Origin of the sequence: Schaalia sp. lx-260, from assembly GCF_021083645.1 — a bacterium.
GTDB lineage: Bacteria > Actinomycetota > Actinomycetes > Actinomycetales > Actinomycetaceae > Pauljensenia.
On sequence record NZ_JAJNRQ010000007.1, the window covers coordinates 24,938 to 47,515 of the forward strand.

Genomic DNA, 22,578 nt, shown 5'->3' on the forward strand with positions numbered 1-22,578 from the left:
TGTCCATATACATCAGATCACAAGTGAGGCACTACAGATGGCGTACAAACAGTATGATGACCCTGCCGTCCTGCGTAAATTACAAGTCGTCTCTACTTTGATCCTTGAAGAATTCGATCGTGTATGCGCCCAGCTTCACATCCCCTATTTTTCCTATGCTGGAACAGCAATTGGGGCTATCCGTCACAACGGTTTTATTCCGTGGGATGATGATATTGATGTCGCATTATTTCGTGAGGATTTTGAACGTTTCCTCCGTGAAGCTCCCGCGGCCCTTGGGGACGCTTTCGAGCTGATTGACTGGCACACTGACCCGCATTTCCCCGCATGCAACGCAACACTCGCGCTCAAAGGAACATACTGTGTTCCCGACGAATTTATGAAATGTCGCTTCCAATACCCCATCAGCATCGGCATTTACGCACTCGATCAAGTCCCCCGCGACCCCAAGGCCTACCGTAAACAAGCTCGCCGCACATGGTTATGGGGGCGTTTATCTTTCCTACGAGCCACCCCGCACCCGCACCTGTCCTTACAAGGCCCACAATTAGTCGCGGTCCGCTCTGCATGTTTTATCGCACACTGGCTCATGAAACTCACAGGATTCTCCCCTGCGTTCATTCATCAACACTGGGAAAAAGCTGCACGCATGGCTGAACATGACACAGCCGACGAAAAAACACTGTACGCGGATTACACTGACATGAACCCTTTAGCATGGGCTGTCACCAAAGCGGAAGTATTCCCCCTGATTGAACACACTTTTGAAAATATCACCGTGAAACTCCCCCACGCATACGACACGATATTGCGACGCGGCTACGGCGATTACATGCAGCTTCCCCCCGAGGACAACCGTAAAAATCACCATCCTGGTCGTCTTGACTTCGGGGATTACGCATGAGTTCGTCGCCTCATGAGGAAACACCGGAGAACTTTGATAGCAACGCCCTTCAGGAAAAGAAGATCGTAAAAGTTTCCACGAACCCTGAGCAGGAAAAAAACAGCAGCTCATCTGGTCACGCCCAACAGATGAAGAAAAACTACCTGTGGAACACACTTGGCTCCATGATGAATGCTGCTGCCAGTGTTCTCATGCTCATGGCAGTCACTCGCGCAATGGGAGCATACGCGGGCGGTATTTTTTCCCTTGCTTTCGCTATTGCCCAGCAACTTCAAGTACTCGGGCACTTTGAAATCAGGCCCTACCAGGCTACAGATATGCGTGAAAGGTTTTCCTTTGGGGTCTACCTGTCTACACGCATAGTGACATGCCTGCTCATGATCGCCGGTGTTATCGCTTACGCGACCTACAGCAACGGGAAATCCTTTGAAGCTCTGCTGTTGATATTTATTGCCTCCCTCAGGCTTTTTGACTCCTGTGAAGACGTATTCCACGGTATGTTTCAACAGCGAGGCAGACTTGATATTGCTGGGAAAGCTTTCTTTTTTCGAGGGCTTGCTACGACGGTTTCTTTCGCCTGCGCTGTGATGGTAACCGGTGACATGCTTTTAGCGTGCATGCTCTCTTTCGTGGCTTCCAGCGTTGTCATGATCGCCTTAAATATTCTACCGGCGCGTTCATTTGTTTCATTAAAACCACATTTTCAGTGGAAAAGCATGACACAGTTACTTATCACATGTGCTCCGCTTTTTGCTGGCTCCTTCTTGCTGGCCTACCTAAGTAATGCGCCTCGGTATGGTATCGAAGAATTTATGACAAAGCAATTCCAAACATACTATTCAATTGTGTTCATGCCGTCCCTCGTCATTAACCTGCTCAGCGGATTCGTGTTTAAGCCACTGCTGACAGATCTGGCTGATCGCTGGTCCCAAGGCCATAAGAGCGCTTTCCTTAGGATCATCACGAAAGGTTTTGCTGTTGTTGCTTTGGCTTCTGCACTCACAATGGCCGTGGCCTGGCCATACGGACCAGAGTTACTCTCTTTGATTTACAGTGTTGATATTTCGTCATATCGCCTTGAACTTGCTGTACTCATCTTCGGTGGTTTACTCAATGCTCTCGGCGTGATTTTGTACTACGCAATCGTCACTATACGTATGCAACGTTTCATTGTTGTGGGATACGGGTGCGCGGCTCTTTTTGCATTACTTGCAACCCCCTCTTTTATTCAACGATGGGGCATTATGGGAGCGTGTATCCTATACGACTCATCAATGGCTGTTTTGGCTTTCGTTTTCCTTATCGCAACCCTGTGGGGTTTGAGGCGGCATGCTGCTCACACGCATACTCCCCCTGCTGATACGCACAACTAAATGAATCCGGCTCTCCCCTTTTTTACAGGTGTACACGTTGCCAGCATAAGGAAAACATAGGCGCCATACATGAACGCCTGCCGATAGCGATATCGACAGGCGAACCTACCACATAAGACGTGAGTTTACTTCACCCACAGCGGCCACTAGTACGGGCCAAAATCAAGTCGAGCCGGGAAATGATTCTTCCGTTTTTCCAGAGGGGGAAGCTGCATGTAATCACCAAACATATCCCTCAGCATCGAATCAATTTCTTTAGGGAAACATAGTTCCATTCCCTCAAATTGCACACGAGACAAAGGAACAATATCTTTCCAAGCATATGTCTGAGTAAAACGGTTCGTATCGCACAAATAGCCGATACGTTGTGTTTTTTGGCGGGCATATCGTGTACGCGCTTCCTTTTCACGACGATACACCCATTTCTTTGACACGCGGAAAAATTTGAAAGCACCCGCAGCAGCCAGACACGCGGCTTTCATTACAGTGCCTTTCCACCCTGACATTTGAATAACCGGGTCCGGAATACTCAACAAAATACGGATATGCGCCCAAAACCACGCATCCCAAACTTGTTTCCGATACGCCTTTTCATCATCGGCAACATTATCGAAAGCGTACATATCCAAGAAAATTCCCAAATCTAAGGGAAGTTTCGACAGTGCTTCCTCGCAAAACTCAGTTCCCTTCAACATGATACGAGTTGTTGCTAAAGGATACTCAAGGTTAATGTCAGCATTCATTACCGTGTACTTATCCGCATATTGTTGCTGAATAATTTCGATCAGAGTATCTAAATCACGGGTCGGCATACCGATGTCAATATCATCATCCCATGGAATAAATCCTTGATGACGCATTGCACCAATACCTGTTCCTGCTAAACCAAAATAGGTCAGACCGTGTTCCTCGCATATCTCCACGACATCTTTGAGAATACCCAGTTCGCATTGCTGAACATGATGCAATGTCTGATCGTCATACTCTTTCATATGAAATCCTCACTTTTATCCTGAGGTTCTTTCAGTTCAAAGTAGCCACATAGGACATGAAATTTTCTTTATTTTCACGCGCCGTTGTAGTGGGGCGACCTAAATCCTCACGCGCCCCAATATTGCACCGTACTTCAACAAAGACAGGACCCGACACTTCACAGGCTTTCTTTAACTCTGTATCAAGCTGCTCATAGGTGGCTGCTGAAGCCACATACTCATAACCACAGGAACGCGCAATACCTACGAGGTCAATATGTCCCGCAACAGTCGGCATACCACCTACCGTTTCATGAGCCTCATTATTAATCACAATATGGATGAGGTGACGCGGCTTTTGCGCACCGATCAAAGCCAATGACCCCATATGCATCAAGGTCGCGCCATCTCCATCAATACACCACAGCCTTTGCTGTGGTTTTGCCAGAGCCATACCTAATGCAATAGAGGAAGCATGCCCCATCGAACCGACCGTTAAGAAGTCACGCTCGTGGCCTTGCCCCCGCGCCTCACGGATCTCGAAAAGCTCACGGCTTGCTTTCCCCGTAGTGGACACAATCGGATCATCACCTGTGACCTCAACAATGTGACGGATAATTTCTTCACGATTCATCGGGTAATTATTTGCGTATTCCACCTTGCCAGTGAAAGAAAGAGCACCTTTCCTCACAACAAAAGCCACATCAAGCCCTTGGTCTAATAGGGAACGAAATTCACGCATTGTGGCATGTAGTTCATCAGGGGTGGTATCTTTGCCGACAATACAGTAACGAATACCCATATCATCTAAAAGTTTCAGCGTAACCTCACCCTGATACACATGCTGAGGCTCATCATGTACGCCAGGTTCCCCCCTCCACCCGAGGACGAAAATCATCGGAATTGCGTACACTTTCTCATGTAAAAGCGAAGCAACCGGATTAATCACATTACCTTGACCGCTGTTTTGCATGTACACCACAGGGACTTTTCCTGTAGCCAAATGATAGCCCGCAGCCAAAGCCACGCAGTTTCCTTCATTTGCCGCAATCACGTGATGCGCAGGATCTGTGCCGTATGTGTGCATCAGATAGTTACACAGGGCTTTCAGTTGGGAATCAGGCACACCCGTATAGAAATCTGCACCAAGGGCATTAACAAAAGACTCAACCTGCATGATTCGTTTCTTTCAGTACGTGAGCGTAGCTCGGATCGTGTGCAACAAGTTCTTCCACCGTATCAATTTCTGATATTTGGTTTGCCTGTACGGGGCATATGCGCAGATCTAATTCCTGAATATGTTTATTGACGATGTCATCCCAGAAAAGCTGTTCATGCCCGTCCTGTTGATATGCGCGCCGAATATATTCAGCGAGGTGACGCGCATCCTGCGCATTAAAGAAGGACAGGCCCACCATCGCGTACGTGTCGTTCCCTTTTTTCCCAACGCGCGTGATACGACCTGATGAATCGCAGTCAAAAACCCAGTCATCTGTGTGTCCCTGCACCATGCGGCCAAAGTAGCAGGAGCTTTCCAAAGGCTGGCACAGTATCTGCGGATCAGAAATAACAAGGTCGCCTTCGCAAATAAATGTCGGCCCCTCATCCAGGACATGCGCTGCCGCATAAATTGACGATATGTTGTTTTTTTCCAGGTACTCCTCGTTGTTAATGAGCGTCACCGAGGGGTATTTTTCTGTCAGAAACTGGAATTGTTCTTTCAGGTAGCCCACCACGATATGCACACGAGTAACACCCGCATTCAGGAGGGCACCTATCACTGTTTCGATCATAGATGTCCCCTGAACTGTCACCAGAGGTTTCGGGGTTTCCAGAGTCACAGGAGACATACGTGTTCCCAGCCCTGCTGCCATGACAATTGCCTGAGGATGTACCATCACAGTCCCTTACAGTTCATCAATGAGAGTAATGATTTCCTTAAATGGCATGAGCTGTTCGTCTACTTCCAATGCCCGATGTGCTTTGAGAATTCCGCGAGCAGTTTCCTGCATTGCAGGGAAAGCCGCACGAATTAGCTGATTCGCGTAGATCACAATATTGACTCCATGTGCGGCCAGTTCTTCCTCTGTTGCGACATTAAACGATGTCGGCACCACAACAATCGGAGTATCCGGGTCCTCCTCACGGAAACGATCACAGAATTCGTAGATTTCCGCAGGATCTTTCAGGCGACTGTGAATCATGATTCCATCAGCACCTGCACCAACAAAGGCTCGCGCCCGCGCTAAAGCATCCTCCATCCCACGTTCAAGGATGAGACTTTCAATACGCGCAATAATCATGAAGTCATCGGTAAGCTGCGCTTTTTTGCCAGCAGCAATTTTCGCGCAGAATTCTTCGATAGGTGCTTGAGTTTGCTCTACCTCTGTGCCGAAAAGAGAATTCTTTTTCAGACCGGTTTTGTCTTCAATGATGACAGCGGATACGCCCATACGTTCCAGTGTTCGCACGTTGTACACAAAGTGTTCTGTCAGGCCACCGGTGTCACCATCAAGGATGATCGGTTTAGTGGTGACTTCCATGATGTCGTCAATCGTGCGCAGACGCGCTGACATATCAACAAGTTCAATGTCAGGCTTTCCGCGAGTTGTACTATCGCAGAGGGAACTCACCCACATTGCATCAAATTGGTCGAGCCGACCATTATGGTCCACCACTGTTTTTTCTGCGATAAGTCCCGTCAAGCCATCGTGAGCTTCAATTGTTTTGACGACGGGGCTGATCTGTAAGAGTTGGCGTAAACGACGACGACGATGTTCTGGCATCGCCAGTTTTTCGCGGAGCTGCTGATCTACTTTTCGGGCTTTTTCTGTCCGCGTGTAGGAGATTTCAACCAGTTCACCTCCGAAACGTTCCAAAAGACCGAGCACATTGTCACGGATAGCTTTTTCAGGACCGTTTTGCCAATTATCGCCATGAATCACATAATCAGGTTTCAAGTCAGCAATCACGTCATCATACAAGTAGTCTTCTTGAACGATGACGCGGCTCACCCCTTCTAAAGACTCATAGAGTCGCACTCGTTCTTCTTGCGAGATCGTAGGGAATTTGTTGTAACGGATCAGAGCTTTGTCACTTAAAGCACCGAGAACAACATCTCCGTACTTTCCTGCTTGAGCAATGATATTGAGGTGTCCCTCGTGGATAACATCTGTACAGAAAGCTGTGTAAGCGATAGTCATGGGATAGTCCTTACAGTAAATGCGTGAAGCTGCTGATTAATTCGTGTAGGTTACTGGAACTGCTACGCCAGTAGCTATAAGTGCTTGTTCAAAGACTTCCCAGAAATTGTTGATATCTTCTGCGTCAATTGCCCCGAGTGCGCACAGACGGAAAGTTCCTTTATTGTCGATTTTCCCAGGGTAAATTGTGAATCCTCGTTCATAGCAGTAGTCATGAATTTTCTCGAAGTCCCATGCGGGGTCATCGGGATATATCACGGCAGCAACAAGGCCCGATTGGACGCGACGATCCAGCATTTCTTTCAAACCAAGGCGATCAATTCCTGCCCTGATTGCAGCCATCACTCGTTGATGCCGTTGCCATTTACCTTGTTCGCCTTCCTCAAAGTATTCATCGAGGGCTTGACGCGCAGCATAGATGGTTTGTACCGGCGGCGTGAAATGCATTTCCCCTGTTTTTTCAAAGAATTCATACTGCATGTATAGGTTGCAGTAGTAGGAACGCACAGGGAAGTTTTTGGAGGCTTCGATAATGTCGCGGCGACCAATCACATATGACAGGCCTGACATTCCTTGTATACCTTTTTGTGCAGAAGCCATACAGAAATCAATATTGTCCTCATACAGATTTATCGGCATGAGCGCATAGGCTGATGTTGAATCAGTAATAAAGAAAGCACCGTATTTATGCGCAAGGGCACCGACTTCCCTGACGGGATTAAGTAGTCCTGATCCTGTTTCATGGAAAGTCATGTACACGTAACCCACATCAGGAGTATCTTTCAACGCTTCTTCAATCACGTGTAAATCAGGAACATCATCAATTGGTTGTTTTACTTCAACGAAAGGCAGACCGTAGGCCGTGAGGACATCACAGGCACGTTGGCTATATGACCCGTTATTCACAACAAGGGCTTTTTTCCCTTCGTCAAGGAGGGAATTCAACACCACGTCAATACAGATCGTTCCAGAGCCGCAGAAAAGAACTGCTGTATATTCTTCAGGTTTTCCATGAACGACACGCACAAGGTCTTCGCGCAGAGGGGCCATAAGAGAGGCGAATTCTTTTTCACGAGGACAAATATCAGGAACAATCTGAGCGTATTTTACTGAGTCTGTTGTGGTTGAGGGTCCCGGGTTCAGCAGGATGTTCCTCTGTACAGTACTTGACATAAGGCATACTCGCAGGTTCATAGAGGTCATTGATCGTCTCTATCTTAGCGTGGCTCAGGCCCACATCTGGGGATGACGTGCTTTCAAGGAAGGCTTATATCCTGTTGTTTTGATTTTTTAGAGACTTTCCTTGTACGAAAGTGCATATGAGCACATATTTTACGTAGCGTATGAAGCTAAGCATGCCTTTCATTGCTGAAGTTCCAAAACCGCGTCATAACGCATGAAACACAAGAAAAAACACTCCAACCCAAGGAATACGCTGCGATACAGACACAAAAGTTCATTGCACTGACAGCCTGCACTTTGATTGCCAGCTACTTCACTTATGACCTTCAACGAGCCATGCAACTCCCCGACTCAGCCTTACACGCGGACAGACTCAGGGTAAGTGCTCACTGCGCGATACCTCTTTCAATCGGTAAAGCACACGAAATACCATTACTCATATGCCACACGTACTCCCCCACAGTGAAACTACGGATATTCCGTCACATCACAGCTGTTTCAGAGAAATCAGTCGCGGCATACACGCAGCACTTCCCGCCACTTTAGCAATGATTCCCCTAGGGCTTGCCCTCGGTGTTGTCGTGACACAATCAGGACTTGCATGGTGGTGGGGACCCCTCCTTGCCACATGCGTATATGCAGGCTCCCTTGAATTTCTTTTAGTAGGGATGCTTGCGGCACTTGCGCCCCTCAGTCAAATAGCACTCACCGCGCTTTTAGTAAATTTTCGACATATTTTCTACGCACTCTCATTCCCCATCAACAAAATTCGCGGCATCGGATGGAAAATCTACGGTACCTTTGGCCTCACCGACGAAGTTTACGCCGTCACAGCAAGCGCCCGCCCTCACAATTGGAGCCACGCCTCTTTACTTTCCATCGTCGCAAGTATCCAATGGGTATGGATCGCTTCCGTTACCTTCGGAGCCTTTGTCGGAAACTTCATTCCGCCCTACATTAAAGGCCTCAATTTTGCCGTCACCGCACTCTTTACCGTACTTACCTTAGAATCCTACCGTTACCGCCGTTCCATCCCGATCTCAGCTCTCGCCTTATGCAGCGCACTCATTGGAATCGTTACATCACCACATAACATGCTCCTCATCTCAATGACCCTTTTTGTCACAGCCCTCATTGGACGTTTTTTCCTATTAAAACGAAAGGAAAATCGTGCCTGATTACCTGTACATGCTCATTGCCATACTGATCGCCGGCACTATCACATGGGCCCTACGCGCCTTCCCTTTCCTGATTATTGTTCCCTTAAGTAAAAGCACCCTCATTGAGTTCCTCCGTGAACGTATGTCCCTAGGAATCATGCTCATACTTGCGGTATACACACTGCATGACATCGGAAACGTTTCAGGAATATCAGCCGTCGCAACCCTTAGTTCATTAGCTGTCACAGTGCTTATTCACCTGTGGAAACACAACCTCATCCTGAGTATTTTTGCTGGAACAGCACTCAACGTGCTCCTCCACTCATGCTTTGTCCCATAAAACTCGATAGACACCCGCACGTCCTTGCTGCATATACTGATGACATGGCTACAACACATCTCCAAGGAAAACTTGTCCACACAATCGGTGAACTACCCGCTCACGGCACGCAAGCACCAGAATTTACCGTAGTTGGAAGCAACCTTGAAGATATTCAATTAAGCACATACGCCGGCTATCGGATCGTCCTCAATATTTTTCCGTCAGTTGACACCGGCATATGCGCAACATCTGTTCGCACATTCAATCAGCACGCCGCAACCTTAGAAAATACGCGCGTCCTATGCATATCACATGACCTACCTTTTGCCTTACAACGTTTCTGCGCGGCAGAAGGCATCGACAATGTCACCGTCGCCTCTGCTTTCCGTTCAGATTTCGCCAACCTGTATGGTGTTCGACTGATTGATAGCCCATTGAAAGACCTGTGCGCACGCAGCATCATCATTCTTGATACGTCAGGTATCGTCCGATACACGCAACTGGTCAATGAAATCCGTCAGGATCCTGACTACGAGCAAGCCCTCGCCGCTTTAGCTCGTATACCCGCCTGACATTATGAAAATTCTTTTCCTGTACACCGGTGGCACCATTGGGATGCGTCAGACCAGCTCTGGGCTTGCACCTGCGCACGGAATTGAAGAATGGCTGAGCAAAAACATTACCGGTTCCTCAGTCTCATACACAGTCGAGTATTACAGTCGCATTATTGATTCAGCCAATATCAACGCAAAAGACTGGTATGGGATCGCCGCGATCTGTCGCACACGAGCACAAAACTACGATGCGATCATCGTTTTACATGGCACAGATACGATGGCCTATACATCCAGCGCGCTCAGTTTCCTGCTGGCAGATATTGACATACCTGTTATCCTCACCGGCGCTCAACTACCGTGGTCTGCCCCTCAATCCGATGCGCTCAGTAATGTGCGTGGAGCATTAGCCTGCGCCACCTCACAAACAGATAATTATGCTGGTGTTTCCCTATTCTTTAACGGACACTTGCATTTTGGAGTACGCGCCACTAAACGTTATTCGGAAAGTTTCACAGGATTTATTTCACCGAATTCTGTCCTGCGAGCGCAGATCAACACGCACGGTGAAGCATCACCGATCGCACCCACGACAACCGTACACACAAACACTACTTCACCTTATATTTCAGCTCTGAGCGCTGCTTCTGACGTTACTGGTCGTTCTGTTTCTTTTGAGGACGCGCAGCACCTGCCAGATATTGTGCCAATCACTATCACGCCAGCTATGAATATGCGCCGCCTCCACGAGCAGCTACTGCCTCACAACTCGAAAGTAGATGCTCCTGATGCTGTGATCTTGTTAGCTTACGGTGCAGGAAATGGCCCTGATGCGGACCCTGATTTCTGCCGTATACTTGCAGGATACTGTGACAAGGGCGGCACCCTTGTCGTTTCAAGTCAATCCCCTGTAGGTGGAGTACATCTGGGCACATATGCAGCCGGAAATGCGCTGGCTCGTCTAGGAGCCCTCAGCGGCTATGACGCTACTTTCGAGGCCCTGTACACCAAACTGTATGTACTGCACGTTGCCGGTTTCACAGGCACAGACATACGCCATGCAATGAATCAATCACTGGTCGGTGAATTCAGCCCCCAAGAACCTGCCGCAACCACCCTATAGAGCTGACGTATTCGATACTCGTGACGAAAAGGAAAAATATGCGCGACTTATCAAAGCCCACCACCCCCAGTGGCGCGCATCGGCAGCATCTGCTTGCTGAAGGCCATGAATTCGTTGCCTCGCTCCCCGCAGCGGAAGCAGTCGCCCCTCGGCATCCTGAGCATAAGAAGACATTGAGCGACATTGTTGACGCTCTTGCCCCTGAACTCATTTCCCTTTCACATGCTTTACATGCGCATCCAGAAGTGGGTTTCGAGGAACACTATGCTCTTTTGCAAGTCCAAGAGATACTGCACCGCCATTCGCTCGATTCGCAGGCGGGCGTGTATGACATTCCGACAGCACTGCGATCATCCATTGAATCTGACACTGCGCACACTAGCCTTACCCGTCCGGAAGGCGCTCCTGCGCATGTACCCACCATTGCTTTACTGTGCGAATTTGATGCCCTACCCAATATAGGACACGGCTGTGGGCACAATGTGATGTGCGCGCAATCCGTGGGCGCTTACCTTGCTCTTGCTGCTTTTCAACGTGAAAACCCGCAGAGCATACCTGGTCGGATTGTTTTCCAGACCACTCCAGCTGAAGAAAACTCCACCTGCAAACAAATGCTTGTCGATCGCGGCGCTTTTGACGACGTGGACGCAGCGATCATGGCTCATTCATACAATGTTGACCTTGCAGACCAAACATGGTTAGGAATCCGTCGTTTCCGCGTGGTCTATCATGGGGTTCCCGCGCATGCGTCTTCCGCGCCTTTCATGGGTCGTAATGCTTTAGATGCAGCTGTTCTTGCATTAAATGGGTTAGGGCTGCTGCGCCAGCAATTACCGGCTTCAGATCGTATCCACGCGGTCATTGCTGATGGTGGGGCCGTAGCCAATATTATTCCTGAGCGCACAGAACTGGAAGTACGTATCCGCTCAAAGCATATTGATACCCTTGTTGATTTAGATTCACGAGTCACAGATGTGTTCAGCGGAGCAGCGTTGATGACGGGAACCGGCGTGGAAATCATCCACGATAAAGTTCCTAACGAAATGCCTGTGCGTTCCAACCGGTATTTGTTGGACTCTTTCATAACAGCGATGCGTGAACGTGGACGTAATCCGTTACCTTTTGGTGCTGTGCCGGAAACCTTGGCTGCTTCCACAGATTTCGGTAATGTGTCTATCCGAGTGCCGGGAATACATCCGTTGGTTGCTATTGGTGGTGCTCACTTAATGTTGCATACGCGCGATATGGCAGATGCCGCATGTATGCCGACTGCGGATCAGGCAATCCTTGATGGTGCTTATGCGCTTGCGGCAACTGCTTTCGATTTCCTTACCGACGCAGATCTGCGTGAACGTGTTCAGGCAGATTTTGATGCACACGGTGGAGTTATTGATCCGCATACTCTTTTTACTGCGTAAATCTAGGCTGCTTTCGGTGTAATAGCGGCGCGGAACGAAACGGGCGGGCGATATTTTCTCAAGGATTATTGAGGAGGTGCGGGCGTATACGCTCAAGGCGCACGGGCAGGACGCACACACTCAGAGCGCACGGGTAGGACCAATGGATAAACGCGACGACATAAAGAAAAGTCGCGCACACCCTCAAGACGCACGGGCAGGACGTAATCTTGTGAGGTATTGGCCTTCGGGCAGGTACCTGAGCATAGAAAACACCTGACTGACCAGTTACGGTTCAGCCAGGTGCTTCCTTATTCATGCACTGAGAGTCTCAGGAATGATTATCAGCAGTCTTTGCGCCGACGAGCTGCTAGGACTACTGAACCTCCCATAAGTGTGAGCATTGAAGCTACAAGAACGGTTGTGAAGTCTGTGCCCGTATGTGCGAGCGTATTCTTTCGGCCGTTCTTCTTACGGGTATTCTGCGCTTCAGCATCTGCTTTGGCTTGAGCTTCTGCTCGCTTTTCAGCTTCTGCTTTGGCATTGGCCTGCGCGGTCAGCTCATCTAACCGTGCTTGCGCGCGTTCCAAGCTGGCACGCGCCTGCGCTAACTCTGCTTCAGCAGTTGCACGCTTTTGTTTTGCTTGCACATACTCCGGTGTTGTTGCAGCCGTAACCCCAGCGGCTGCTTCCTGAACAGCCGTTGCTGTCCGCAAAACCGTGGTGTATGCAGGCGCCAAGAACTCTGGCAGCGTGTAAGTTGCCGGAGCTGCCAACCATGTACGAACACTTGGCAGTGATTGGGTATTTGTCAAGTGTGTGCGTGCAGCAGCAAGAGCTGTTTCTGCGTTTTCCTGCGCGGTAGTCGCTTCTGTCACCGCATTATTTGCAGCATTAGCCGCAGCGGTATTTGCTGCAAGGGTTTGATCTGCGGCGGCTTTCGCTGCTTGCGCGGCTTCCAATGCGGCCTGTGCTTCTTCCAGAGGTTTCAGCAATGCAGCAGCTTGCGCAGCGTTACGAGCTGCTGTTTGCGCAGCTGTTTGAGCGTTATTATTTGCTGATGTTTTCTCTGCAACAGTGGCAGATGCAGCGGCCGTTGCTGCTTGGGCAGCGGTTTCCTGAGTCTGTGTCGCAGCAGCCTCAGTTGCAGCGCGAGTCTGAGTATTTTGTGCGGCACTCAGCGCTGCTTGTGCACTTTCAAGAGCTGCTTGCGCTTCCTCCAGTGCTTTCTTTGCATCTTCCTTAGTTACTGCAACTGCATCAAATTTTCCTTGCTTTTCATCTTTCTTTTCAGATGCTGTGCGAACAGCATTTTCCGCAGTTGCAACATTCTCGTCTGCTGTAGTTTTTGCTGCTTGCAGTGGGGCAAGATCCGCTTGCGCGCGACTTACGGCTTGATCTGCCTCAGCACAGGCTGCCTGCTGTTTAGGTTGCGCGGTTTCAGCAGCCTCACGTTCAGAAACAGCGGTCTCATACGCTGTTTTAGCTCGTTCTTTCGCTGCCGTCGCTTGCTCCAAAGGAAGCGCACGAGCTGCCCGTGCTTGTGCGGCATCCGCAGCACTTTGGGCCTGAGCTAGTTCAGCAACCGCAGCATCATGAGCAGACTTTAACTGAGGATCACCGTTGGTCTTTTTTTCACGCAGATCATTCATGTACTGAGTCAGACGATTCCTGTACTGCTCAACCGTGTAGGTCTGTTCCCCCGCAGGAGCCACAGCAAAAAACTGTTCAGCCACTACTGAGCCAGAGCGATACCCAAAGCCTGTGTATAGGTAGTCAGACTTCATCAAAGACTCATAATGCCCAGTTGTATTGACCAGCCAACGACCATAACGTGCCGAAAGATTATCACCATAGCCCACAGGCCCATGATGTTCGTCGTAGAACTGTTTTTCAGCCACGTACCAACCGTCATAAGCATCGTCACTCCACGCGAGGTTTTCGCCGGCCCCTTGAAGGCCTGCCAAATCAAGCCCCCAGTTACTTGAATGACCAAAACTAATATCACGAGAATAGTTCGCATTAATCTGCGCAATAGCCATTAGGTGATCGGTCACCTTCAGTGCCGAGGAAGCAGGAAAATTATTGTCACCCGCTTGACGGTAGACGTTACCTTTATCAATAAAAGTCAAAGACTTCAACATATTATCAAGCGAGGTTGCATCATTCACTGCACCCACAGTCGTGAAATTAATAATCGGTGTCTCAGCCTGTTCGCCCTGAAGATTACGACGGACTTTATAGGTCGTCTTAAATTCTTGCAGCGCTTTAGTTGAGCCGTTCTGTTCAAAGAAACCTACAGAACCTTTATCCCACTGTGCCTGAGCTTGAGCTTTAGAAGCATCAAGAGCGGTCTTTGTTTCCTGCTCTTTTCTTTGTTTCTCTTGCAATGCCAGGTTAGCTGTGGTCAGATTTCCCGCAGCCGCGACACTTTCAGTTTCAGCCGCCACAGCAGCTTTATGTGCCTCATCCGCAGTTTTCTCAGCTGCCCGCTTATCTGTCACAAGCTGATCGGCCGCCGCGCACTTTTCGTGCTCAGCAACAGCACGTGCTTGCGCCTGCTCAATGACCTGACGCTGAGCAGCAACAGCGTTGGCCGCTGCTTCCTGAGCAGCACGCTTTTGTGTCAAATTTTCACGAGCCGTTGTTAATTCTGCTTGCGCGGTATCTAAAGCTTCTTTCGCTTCACGAAGGGCCGCATCAGAATTAATGACAGCTTCTACATCCGATTTCTTTTGCTGTGCTGCCGCTAAATCTGCCGCCTTTTGTTGAGTAACCGCAGTTGCAGCCGCCAGTTGAGCATCAGCTGCTACACGAGCCGCAGTTGCCCGCATTAAAGCCGCGTCCGCTGACGACTTTGCACTCTCGGCCTCAGAAAGTTCCTGCGCCGCAGTCCTGGCCTGTGCCGCCGTTTCATCCGCGCTCGCCTGACTTGTTGCCGCCGCATTCCGCGCCGCCGTTAAATCCTGCTCGCTGGGTGCAGCCGCCTGAGCCTCGGAAAGTTTTTGCGCTGCTTGATCTACAGCATTTTGTGCCGCTTGTTGCGTTTCCTTTGCTGCTTGAGCTTTCTCCTTAGCTTGAGCAAGCTTTTCTTGTGCTGCCGAAGCAGCAGCCTGTGCCTCAGCTACGCTAGTTTCAGCTTTCTTTAGCTCATCTGACAAAGCAGCTTCAGCTGCCGCCAGCGCTTCATCAGCACCTGCCTGTGCAGCTTTCAAAGCCTGCGCTGCCTTCTCATATGCTGCGATAGCTTGCGAAGTTTCAGCTGTCACATCAGCTAAATGAGATTCAGCTTTTTCCACAGCAGCCTGCGCCTTTGCAACAGCTGCTTGCGCTTGTTCTATTGTGACAATAGGTCCTTCAGCCTCTGATGCTATTAGAGGCGTCGCGTCCTCCGAAACAGCCGCTGCAATACTCGCCGGAGCAAGCAGAGCAAGAGTAACGCCAATAGCAACCAAAGTTTGCCGAGTACGTATTGAATATTGCATTGGGCCTCGCCCCCCCCCCATTGATTATGAGTGAGATTACCTGTCAAGCCTAACAATTATCACGAAAACTCAAACCCCTCAGACGAATTTTGAGAGGAACACCAAAAGAAACACGAAGCACAATTACCGAGGAAACACCCCAGCACCTGTATCATCACGCATATCTCACATGCCACCACGCGCAGGTCACAACAAAACACTGCTGGACGTATGGACGTAAAGCACACTGATCGGTATGATGTACAAGTGCCTTCACCGGCGCACAGAATCTCAAATTCTTGCGGGCGTAGTTCATCGGTAGAATGGAAGCTTCCCAAGCTTCAGAGGCGGGTTCGATTCCCGTCGCCCGCTCCACTCTATGACCTCGGATTTGATAAGGCTGAGGTTGCGTTGGCAGGTGTACCCTTGGGAGTCTAAATTTCGGCGAGCGTTGACGACTCCATGTTTTGCCTAGATTTCCCGCTATTGCGACTTGATCCAATCCACTCTCGGCTGGGAGTATGCGGGCGTCTACGACGGGCGAGGATTACTGGTTTTATGAATTGAGATATTCATCTATTTCCTTGCGGCGATTCTTAATTCTGTCAGTCATCGCTTCTACAAGTTTTCGCCAATCGTCAAGCGACTTAATTTTCTTTTCAGGTAAAGGTATTAACTTGTCTTCGTCGTCAAGCCACTGCTCCAAGAACAACCCTTTTCTACCGTACTTATCGAAAAGCCGCCCGAATGCTTCCCTATATTCAGACAGCTCTCCACATTCCTCTTGAGGTAGGTACACGTGTTCAAGGGTGAGATCCCAGTAATCCTGAACGGTTGCATTTATTCCTCGCGCGCCGTTCAAACCTTTAGGCACGATGATGAGGTTCGCTCGCGTGTAAGCCTGACGGATAAACTCATTCAGGCTAAAATCACCATCCTTATAGAAGGATCGAAAGGCTTGTTTATCCTCTTCCTTTTCTAAATCATGAAGCAAAATGGGTGCGTAGGTTTTTATTCCTCCAATGCCATCACGTGCTCTGGGAGGAAAAAGATCTGTTAGCCCTTCACTCTTCACGAAGAGACTGAGACCTTTCCGTAGTGTGGTTGCGACTGAACACATCCAGTCACCGGTGACGCAGAGTTTTGAGTTGTCTGCTAACTCAACGAACGTCTTTTCTTCGGGGATGTCACGCCAGAAAGACCGATAAAAATCCCACTCTGTTGTGTCAGGATCTTCAACTCCTTTACCAGTTTTGTATTCCAACCAAGTTTTCAAATGAAACGTAGGATCTTCCATCTCGTTTGGAAAAGCTGAGCTACCAGGGGATAAAAGAAATTCATTGAGATCGTACTTTTCACTCATGCTTCTTACCTTACTTTGGAGGATGCTCTGATGGGTTTGTTTTCGTGGTTACATCGGGGGGTGCCTCAGAATTTTGGCGCTCAGTTGGCTCCGCTCTCCTCGGGGCATTCGTTTTTCTTTGGTGACACGTTATCTGGCCGATCGGTGAATGAGCGTACGGCGAACGTGCCCCTTCCGCTGAAAACGCGGAAGAAACACGTTCACACTTAGTCCTGCTCCTCAGTAGCTAAGTGTTCAGCTTGTTCGATGACGAGCTGCACGGCTTGCTCGCGCTTGTCCGGCGGGTACTTGTACTTGGCAAGCAGTCGTTTGATGCGCGAACGCATGCGAGCTCGCACGGATTCTTTGACTGTCCAATCCAAGGTAGCAGATGAGCGGATCGTGGCCACCAGTTCCCGAGCGATCGTCTTCAGGGTTTCATCGCCCATTTCGAGGATAGCGGAGTCATTTTGGATGATCGTGTCGTAGAGGGCGATCTCTGCTTCAGTCAGTCCCATCTGCTGGGCGCGTTCGCGATCTGCACGCATTTCCTTGGCCAGATTGACCAACTCAGCGATGATCTCTGCCGTGGTAAGCGACCGGTTGGTATAGCGCGCTAACGCGTCACTGAGCATCTCGGAGAACTTGCGCCCCTTAATCAGGTTCTTCCGGCTGACGGTGCGGATCTGATCCCCCAACAGTCGCCGCAGTAACCCCAGCTGAAGGTTAGGAGTGGTGGAGTGTGCAACAGAGTCCAAGAATTCATCGGAAAGCAGGGAAAGTTCAGGGGAGTCCATTCCAACGAACTGGAAGACGTCAATCACCTGATCTGAGGTGACCGCATCGTTGAGCATCTGCCCAAGGACGGTATCGAGGTTGCTTCCCCCGCGCCGTGATTCACCCGAGTCGGGGCTCTGAATCTTCAATACCGCGGCACGCACATCAGTGAACATGCGTACGTCGTTGCGGATGGCCTCAGCTTCGGACCGTGAGGCCACGAGTGCGAACGCTTTCGCTAGGGCGAGCACTTGATCGTTATACCGGGCGGTGAGATCCGGGTCAGACAGGACGTGATCCAGGACTGCGGCGTACTGAGCCAGACGATCCTTTGCGGGCAGGTCCGGTGAAGAATCAAAGGTGATACTGTGGAGCATCCCGCGCACCACGTCATGCTTTTCCAGCATAACGTCAACGAGCTCTTGAATGGGCACACCCGCCTGTTCACGGTCTGAGGGCGAATACACGCTCAAGGCCTGTTGGAGGGATGTGAACAGGCCAATATAGTCGACAATCAATCCACCGGGCTTGTCTTTGAATCGCCGGTTGACCCGGGCGATTGCCTGCATGAGCCCGGCCCCTTGCATGGGCTTATCCACGTACATCGTGTGCATGGACGGCGCATCGAAGCCGGTGAGCCACATGTCGCGGACGATGACGATTTCCAACTCGTCATCAGGGTTCTTCGCGCGGAGTTTGAGGTCACGTCGCTCATCTTTGGAGTGGATATGCGGCTGGAACTCAGCGGGATCAGCAGCAGAGCCCGTCATCACGACCTTGATACGGCCCTTGTCAATGTCATCGGAATGCCACTTGGGGCGTAGAGCCGTGATCTTGTTGTACAGGGCGACGGCGATACGGCGGCTCATCGTCACGATCATTGCCTTGCCGGCCATTGTGGAACGGCGCTTCTCCCAGTGGGTCACGATGTCCGCGGCAATCGCATCCAGCCGCGCCTCCGCACCGACGAGAGCTTCCAAGCGAGACCACTTGCTCTTGGCCTGCTCGGATTCTGTCTCGCTCGCCTCGCTTGCCTCATCCACCAATGCGTCAAGGCCCTTGAGCTGCTCATCGTCGAGAGCGACTTTCGCCAGACGGGATTCGTAGAATATCTTGACGGTGGCCCCATCCTCCACAGCGCGGGTGAGGTCGTAGACATCGACGTAGTCACCGAAGACTGCGCGCGTGGAACGGTCATTAGTCTCAATCGGGGTGCCGGTGAAGCCAAGGAAAGTGGCGCCCGGCAACGCGTCACGCAGGTGCTTGGCCAGGCCGGCTTTCAACCTACCTTGGCTGTCGAGGCTTTCCTCGAAGCCGTACTGGGATCGGTGCGCTTCATCGGCGATGACGACCACGTTGCGACGGTCGGTGAGGACAGGGTTGGTGTCACCGTCTTGGCCGGGCGCGAATTTCTGTAGCGTGGTGAAGATGATCCCGCCCGAGACTCGGGTCAACAGGCGACGAAGATCATCCCGGCCAGTTGCCTGTACTGGAGTTTCAGGCAGGATCTGCGCTGGCGCGAACACCTCACTGTAAAGCTGGTCATCGAGGTCGTTACGGTCGGTGATGAACACGAGGGTGGGGTTAGTCATGCGCGGGTCACGCATGAGCTTGGCAGCGTAGAAAACCATCTCGAAACTCTTGCCTGACCCTTGGGTGTGCCACACCACACCGCCGCGTTTGTCCCCACCGGGACCTGCGGCGCGGACCGTTGATTCCACAGCAGCGTTGACGGCCCAATACTGGTGGTACTTTGCGATGCGTTTAATGATGGCGCGACGTCGTTGCCCGGTTACCTGATCGGTGACCGACTCATCAGAGTAGACCACGAAGTTTCGCAGGATGTCGAGGAACCGCTCGGGGGCGAACACGCCCTTGAGCAGTACCTCAAGGGCAGGCCGGTTCGTAATGACATCTCGCCCGTCGATGGTCTTCCACGGCGCGTAGTGCTCAAATCCGCCAGTAAAGGAACTCATCGCCGCGCTGGTCCCATCAGAGATAACAGTGACGACGTTGGGGATGAATACGCTGGGGATTTCACGCCGATAGGTCTGAATCTGGTTCCACGCGTTGCGCAGAGTCGCGTTCTCATCGGCCGGGTTCTTCAGCTCCAGCAGGCCGACAGGCAGGCCGTTGAGGAAAACAAGCACGTCAGGGCGGCGGTTGTGACCGGCTTCGATGACGGTGAACTGGTTGAGCGCCCTCCAGTCATTATTCGCTGGGTTATCAAAGTCGACGAGCCGTAGGCGCACCGTGGAAGGCCTGCCGTCATCCCCGGTTATCTCAACCGGCACCCCGCGCACCATCAACTCATGGAGCCGCTGGTTCTCACTCATCACGTCCTGTGACTCTGCGCGCTGAATTCGCGCCACAGCTGCACGGATAAGATCAGGAGCAGCAGCAGGGTTGAGTCGGGCGAGTGTTTCCACCACATACGACCACAACACGCAGTCTCCGGGCGCCTCACGTAACTCACCCACGGCTGCGTCCACGGGCGCGTACCCGGTACGGTAACCGATCTCCGCGAGCCATTCTTTCGCGGCCTGCTCCACAGTTGATTCGTTGAATTTGTCAGTGAGCATCATCATTACCTGCATCGATGGCTTTGTGCGCCTCAGCGGCAAAGCGGTCAAAGTCTGAGACATAGCGGGCGTCTTGTATCTTGCGGAACTCTCCAAACTCCTTCAAAGCGTGTTCGTCGGCCAACCTTCTACTGACGGTGCCCGCATTATCGAGAATCTCGCGTGCATCCAGCGTGAGAACCTGGTCTAGGAATTCCACCCAGTTGTCCATGGTGGTGGCGATCTGACGGCGAGCCCGTGATTCTGCGAGGTTAAGATAGGCCTCCACTAAGGACCCCAGCTCCTTGAGTTCTTTCGCGGTGAGGTAGTTCTTGCCGATGGTGACGTCGCTGCGAAGAATCTTGCCGTCGGGGCTGTTCTTCCACGAGGTGAGCCCCATATGCGGTTGGGAGGCGTCGGCTCGTTGCTTGATGAGTTCCGCAGCTGTGTGACCGTGGACCGCGTAGTGCATCTTGTTCTGCACGGTGGCAAAGAACCTCTTAGCAAGCGGGGAGGAGGAATCGTAATCGACAGCAGTGGCGAAGATGTCCGTCACTTTCTGGTAGAAGCGGCGCTCGGAGAGGCGGATCTCTCGGATCTCTTCGAGCAGTTGCTCGAAGTAGTCCACGCCGAGGATCTCACCTTGTTCCATACGCGCGCGATCGATCACGTAGCCGCGCAGTGTGAAGTCCCTCAGTACCTTGGTGGCCCACTGGCGGAACTGGGTGGCACGGATGGAGTTCACGCGGTATCCGACGGAGATGATGGCGTCGAGGTTATAGTGGTCGATATTGCGCGTTACTTGCCGGGAGCCTTCGGATCGAACTATCCGGAAATTCCGGACAGTTGCCTCTACCTCAAGTTCTGCGCTGTTGTAGATGTTGCGTAGGTGTTCACTGATGGTGCGCACGTCCACACCGAACAGCTCAGCCATGAGTTTCTGCGTCAGCCAAATCGTGCCATCCTCGTAACGCACCTCGATACTGCCATTCGCTTCGCTAGTGAAGACGAGAAACTGAGAAGAGGAGACCTCCACGTGCTTATTCTCAGACATCCACGACCTCCTCATCAAGAGCTTTGTTCACGAGCTGTCCAGCCTCATCCACCCGCATCCGCCCACTCATGAGCTCAGGCAGGAGAGCATCGCGCAGTTCAGCGAGCGCTACCAATTGCTGACGCCTATCACTAACCAAATGCAGCAGTGTGAGCACGGTCGCCTGTATATGTTCCGCAAGCGATCGGTAGTCAGGGACACCGATCGTCATGAGGTCGGCCGGCCGAACGCGTTGGTGGCTACCCGACGTACCTGTTACACGATCGACGATCTCTCCACGAAACTCCGGCGAACGCACAGCAAGCCACGTGCAAGCCAGTCCATGCATGTCTCCAGCGGTCAGGTAGGCGAACTCCGGAGAACAGACGTTGACGCGGGCGCCATCGGTCTCCACCCACCACATTCGACTGATACGAGGGTTGAGGCGGGAGACGAGAATGCCCGGACGATCCATCAAGGTCTTGTTGCTCTTAATTGAGGCCACCGCAGCTTGCTCAGGCGTGGCACCCTCATCAAAGGACGGGAGACTGAACAGCTGAACCGTCTGATCGGGACTTGTCTCAGGCTTCCAGGTGGACTTCGAGAGCGAGCACACCTCGCTGAGCGCAACCATAGGAAGATCGGTTGCCCTCTGCACAGCGATCTCGTCGATGAGTTGCTCAGCGCGAGTAATCACAGTCTGGTTGGATTCGATTTTGTCGTCCAGCACACCCAGCACCCCAGCAATCCGCCTCTGCTCCGCCAAAGATGGAACCTCTGGTAAACGGAAGGATTTGACATCTGCAACATTAAGGTGCGCAACGGTCGAACCACCAACGGGCTGATTCAAACGTTCCTGCTGTTCAGGAGCAATAAGGAGAAAGTAGAGATAGTCGCTGGTTACCTTGGTTGTATCGGGCCTTAGCAGAACGGTTCGTTGCCCGGGTGCAACATTTTCTTCAACTGGGACCTTGACAATAGGGCCAACCGGCGCTTCACGAGCAAGGAGGAGATCGCCATATTGTGGGCGTAGTCGTTTGGTCCACTCATCGAACGTGGCGTCGTCTATCCGTCGCGCCAGTGAATAATCGATGCTGTTTCCACGCATTGCCGGCGTGCCGACAGCAAAGTAAGTGCCCTGTTCGTTGATAGGTGCGGTTTTATGCACGCAGTCAACAATGTTCAAACATAGATCACCCAAGACAGTCATCG

Annotated in this window: 17 protein-coding genes and 1 tRNA gene; 8 read left to right on the top strand and 10 right to left on the bottom strand. The window is 51.2% G+C overall.

What is annotated here, in order from left to right:
• Positions 1-37 precede the first annotated feature (37 nt).
• Both LRP57_RS07845 and LRP57_RS07850 read left to right on the top strand, forming a co-directional pair.
• Positions 38-904 carry a LicD family protein gene (locus LRP57_RS07845; protein ID WP_231206066.1) on the top strand — a complete coding sequence of 289 codons (867 nt, stop codon included), beginning with the start codon at positions 38-40 and terminating at the stop codon, positions 902-904.
• A complete protein-coding gene (locus tag LRP57_RS07850) occupies positions 901-2,277 on the top strand; it encodes a lipopolysaccharide biosynthesis protein (RefSeq protein ID WP_231206068.1) in 1,377 nt (458 codons plus the stop codon). The genes LRP57_RS07845 and LRP57_RS07850 overlap by 4 nt, the downstream gene beginning before the upstream one ends.
• 146 nt (positions 2,278-2,423) lie before the next feature.
• On the opposite strand, the gene LRP57_RS07855 is transcribed toward LRP57_RS07850, so the two are convergent.
• From LRP57_RS07855 to LRP57_RS07875, 5 genes are read right to left on the bottom strand one after another with little or no spacing between them, the layout of a single operon-like run.
• The gene (locus LRP57_RS07855) at positions 2,424-3,269 is read right to left on the bottom strand and encodes a LicD family protein (RefSeq protein ID WP_231206070.1); all 846 of its coding nucleotides are present in this window, start codon (positions 3,267-3,269) and stop codon (positions 2,424-2,426) included.
• A 31-nt stretch (positions 3,270-3,300) separates the two neighbouring features.
• Positions 3,301-4,425, bottom strand: coding sequence for a phosphonopyruvate decarboxylase (gene aepY / locus LRP57_RS07860; RefSeq protein WP_231206073.1), 1,125 nt, complete (start codon positions 4,423-4,425; stop codon positions 3,301-3,303).
• The gene (locus LRP57_RS07865; protein WP_231206075.1) at positions 4,415-5,146 is read right to left on the bottom strand and encodes an NTP transferase domain-containing protein; all 732 of its coding nucleotides are present in this window, start codon (positions 5,144-5,146) and stop codon (positions 4,415-4,417) included. Before LRP57_RS07865 ends, aepY begins: the two co-directional genes overlap by 11 nt.
• Positions 5,147-5,155: 9 nt before the next feature.
• Positions 5,156-6,451: a phosphoenolpyruvate mutase gene (gene aepX, locus LRP57_RS07870; protein WP_231206077.1), complete on the bottom strand. Its 1,296-nt coding sequence runs from the start codon at positions 6,449-6,451 to the stop codon at positions 5,156-5,158.
• A 36-nt stretch (positions 6,452-6,487) separates the two neighbouring features.
• On the bottom strand, positions 6,488-7,624 hold the full coding sequence (locus tag LRP57_RS07875) for a 2-aminoethylphosphonate aminotransferase (RefSeq protein ID WP_231206079.1): 1,137 nt from the start codon (positions 7,622-7,624) through the stop codon (positions 6,488-6,490).
• Positions 7,625-8,073: 449 nt separating this feature from the next.
• On the opposite strand from LRP57_RS07875, the gene LRP57_RS07880 reads away from it, so the two are divergent.
• From LRP57_RS07880 to LRP57_RS07900, 5 genes are read left to right on the top strand one after another with little or no spacing between them, the layout of a single operon-like run.
• Positions 8,074-8,811: an AzlC family ABC transporter permease gene (locus LRP57_RS07880; protein ID WP_231206081.1), complete on the top strand. Its 738-nt coding sequence runs from the start codon at positions 8,074-8,076 to the stop codon at positions 8,809-8,811.
• Positions 8,804-9,133 carry a branched-chain amino acid transporter permease gene (locus tag LRP57_RS07885; RefSeq protein WP_231206083.1) on the top strand — a complete coding sequence of 110 codons (330 nt, stop codon included), beginning with the start codon at positions 8,804-8,806 and terminating at the stop codon, positions 9,131-9,133. The genes LRP57_RS07880 and LRP57_RS07885 overlap by 8 nt, the downstream gene beginning before the upstream one ends.
• A gap of 44 nt (positions 9,134-9,177) precedes the next feature.
• The gene (tpx, locus tag LRP57_RS07890) at positions 9,178-9,687 is read left to right on the top strand and encodes a thiol peroxidase (RefSeq protein WP_231206085.1); all 510 of its coding nucleotides are present in this window, start codon (positions 9,178-9,180) and stop codon (positions 9,685-9,687) included.
• A gap of 4 nt (positions 9,688-9,691) precedes the next feature.
• Positions 9,692-10,792 carry an asparaginase gene (locus LRP57_RS07895; RefSeq protein ID WP_231206087.1) on the top strand — a complete coding sequence of 367 codons (1,101 nt, stop codon included), beginning with the start codon at positions 9,692-9,694 and terminating at the stop codon, positions 10,790-10,792.
• Positions 10,793-10,830: 38 nt separating this feature from the next.
• Positions 10,831-12,210 (top strand): M20 family metallopeptidase, encoded by a 1,380-nt coding sequence (locus LRP57_RS07900; RefSeq protein ID WP_231206089.1) that lies wholly within the window; start codon positions 10,831-10,833, stop codon positions 12,208-12,210.
• 323 nt (positions 12,211-12,533) lie between these two features.
• Here LRP57_RS07900 and LRP57_RS07905 read toward each other — a convergent pair whose 3' ends face one another.
• Positions 12,534-15,674: an LPXTG cell wall anchor domain-containing protein gene (locus tag LRP57_RS07905; protein WP_231206091.1), complete on the bottom strand. Its 3,141-nt coding sequence runs from the start codon at positions 15,672-15,674 to the stop codon at positions 12,534-12,536.
• Between the two features lie 280 nt (positions 15,675-15,954).
• Here LRP57_RS07905 and LRP57_RS07910 point away from each other — a divergent pair.
• Positions 15,955-16,028 (top strand) — tRNA-Gly (locus LRP57_RS07910).
• Between the two features lie 181 nt (positions 16,029-16,209).
• On the opposite strand, the gene LRP57_RS07915 is transcribed toward LRP57_RS07910, so the two are convergent.
• The 4 genes from LRP57_RS07915 to LRP57_RS07930 form a co-directional block, all read right to left on the bottom strand.
• On the bottom strand, positions 16,210-17,016 hold the full coding sequence (locus tag LRP57_RS07915; RefSeq protein WP_231206093.1) for a hypothetical protein: 807 nt from the start codon (positions 17,014-17,016) through the stop codon (positions 16,210-16,212).
• A gap of 206 nt (positions 17,017-17,222) precedes the next feature.
• Entirely contained in the window at positions 17,223-20,354 is a 3,132-nt protein-coding gene (locus LRP57_RS07920) for a type I restriction endonuclease subunit R (RefSeq protein WP_442984721.1), read from the bottom strand.
• Entirely contained in the window at positions 20,344-21,387 is a 1,044-nt protein-coding gene (locus tag LRP57_RS07925) for a virulence RhuM family protein (protein WP_231206097.1), read from the bottom strand. Before LRP57_RS07925 ends, LRP57_RS07920 begins: the two co-directional genes overlap by 11 nt.
• Positions 21,380-22,576 carry a restriction endonuclease subunit S gene (locus LRP57_RS07930; protein WP_231206099.1) on the bottom strand — a complete coding sequence of 399 codons (1,197 nt, stop codon included), beginning with the start codon at positions 22,574-22,576 and terminating at the stop codon, positions 21,380-21,382. The genes LRP57_RS07925 and LRP57_RS07930 overlap by 8 nt, the downstream gene beginning before the upstream one ends.
• Positions 22,577-22,578: the final 2 nt, after the last annotated feature.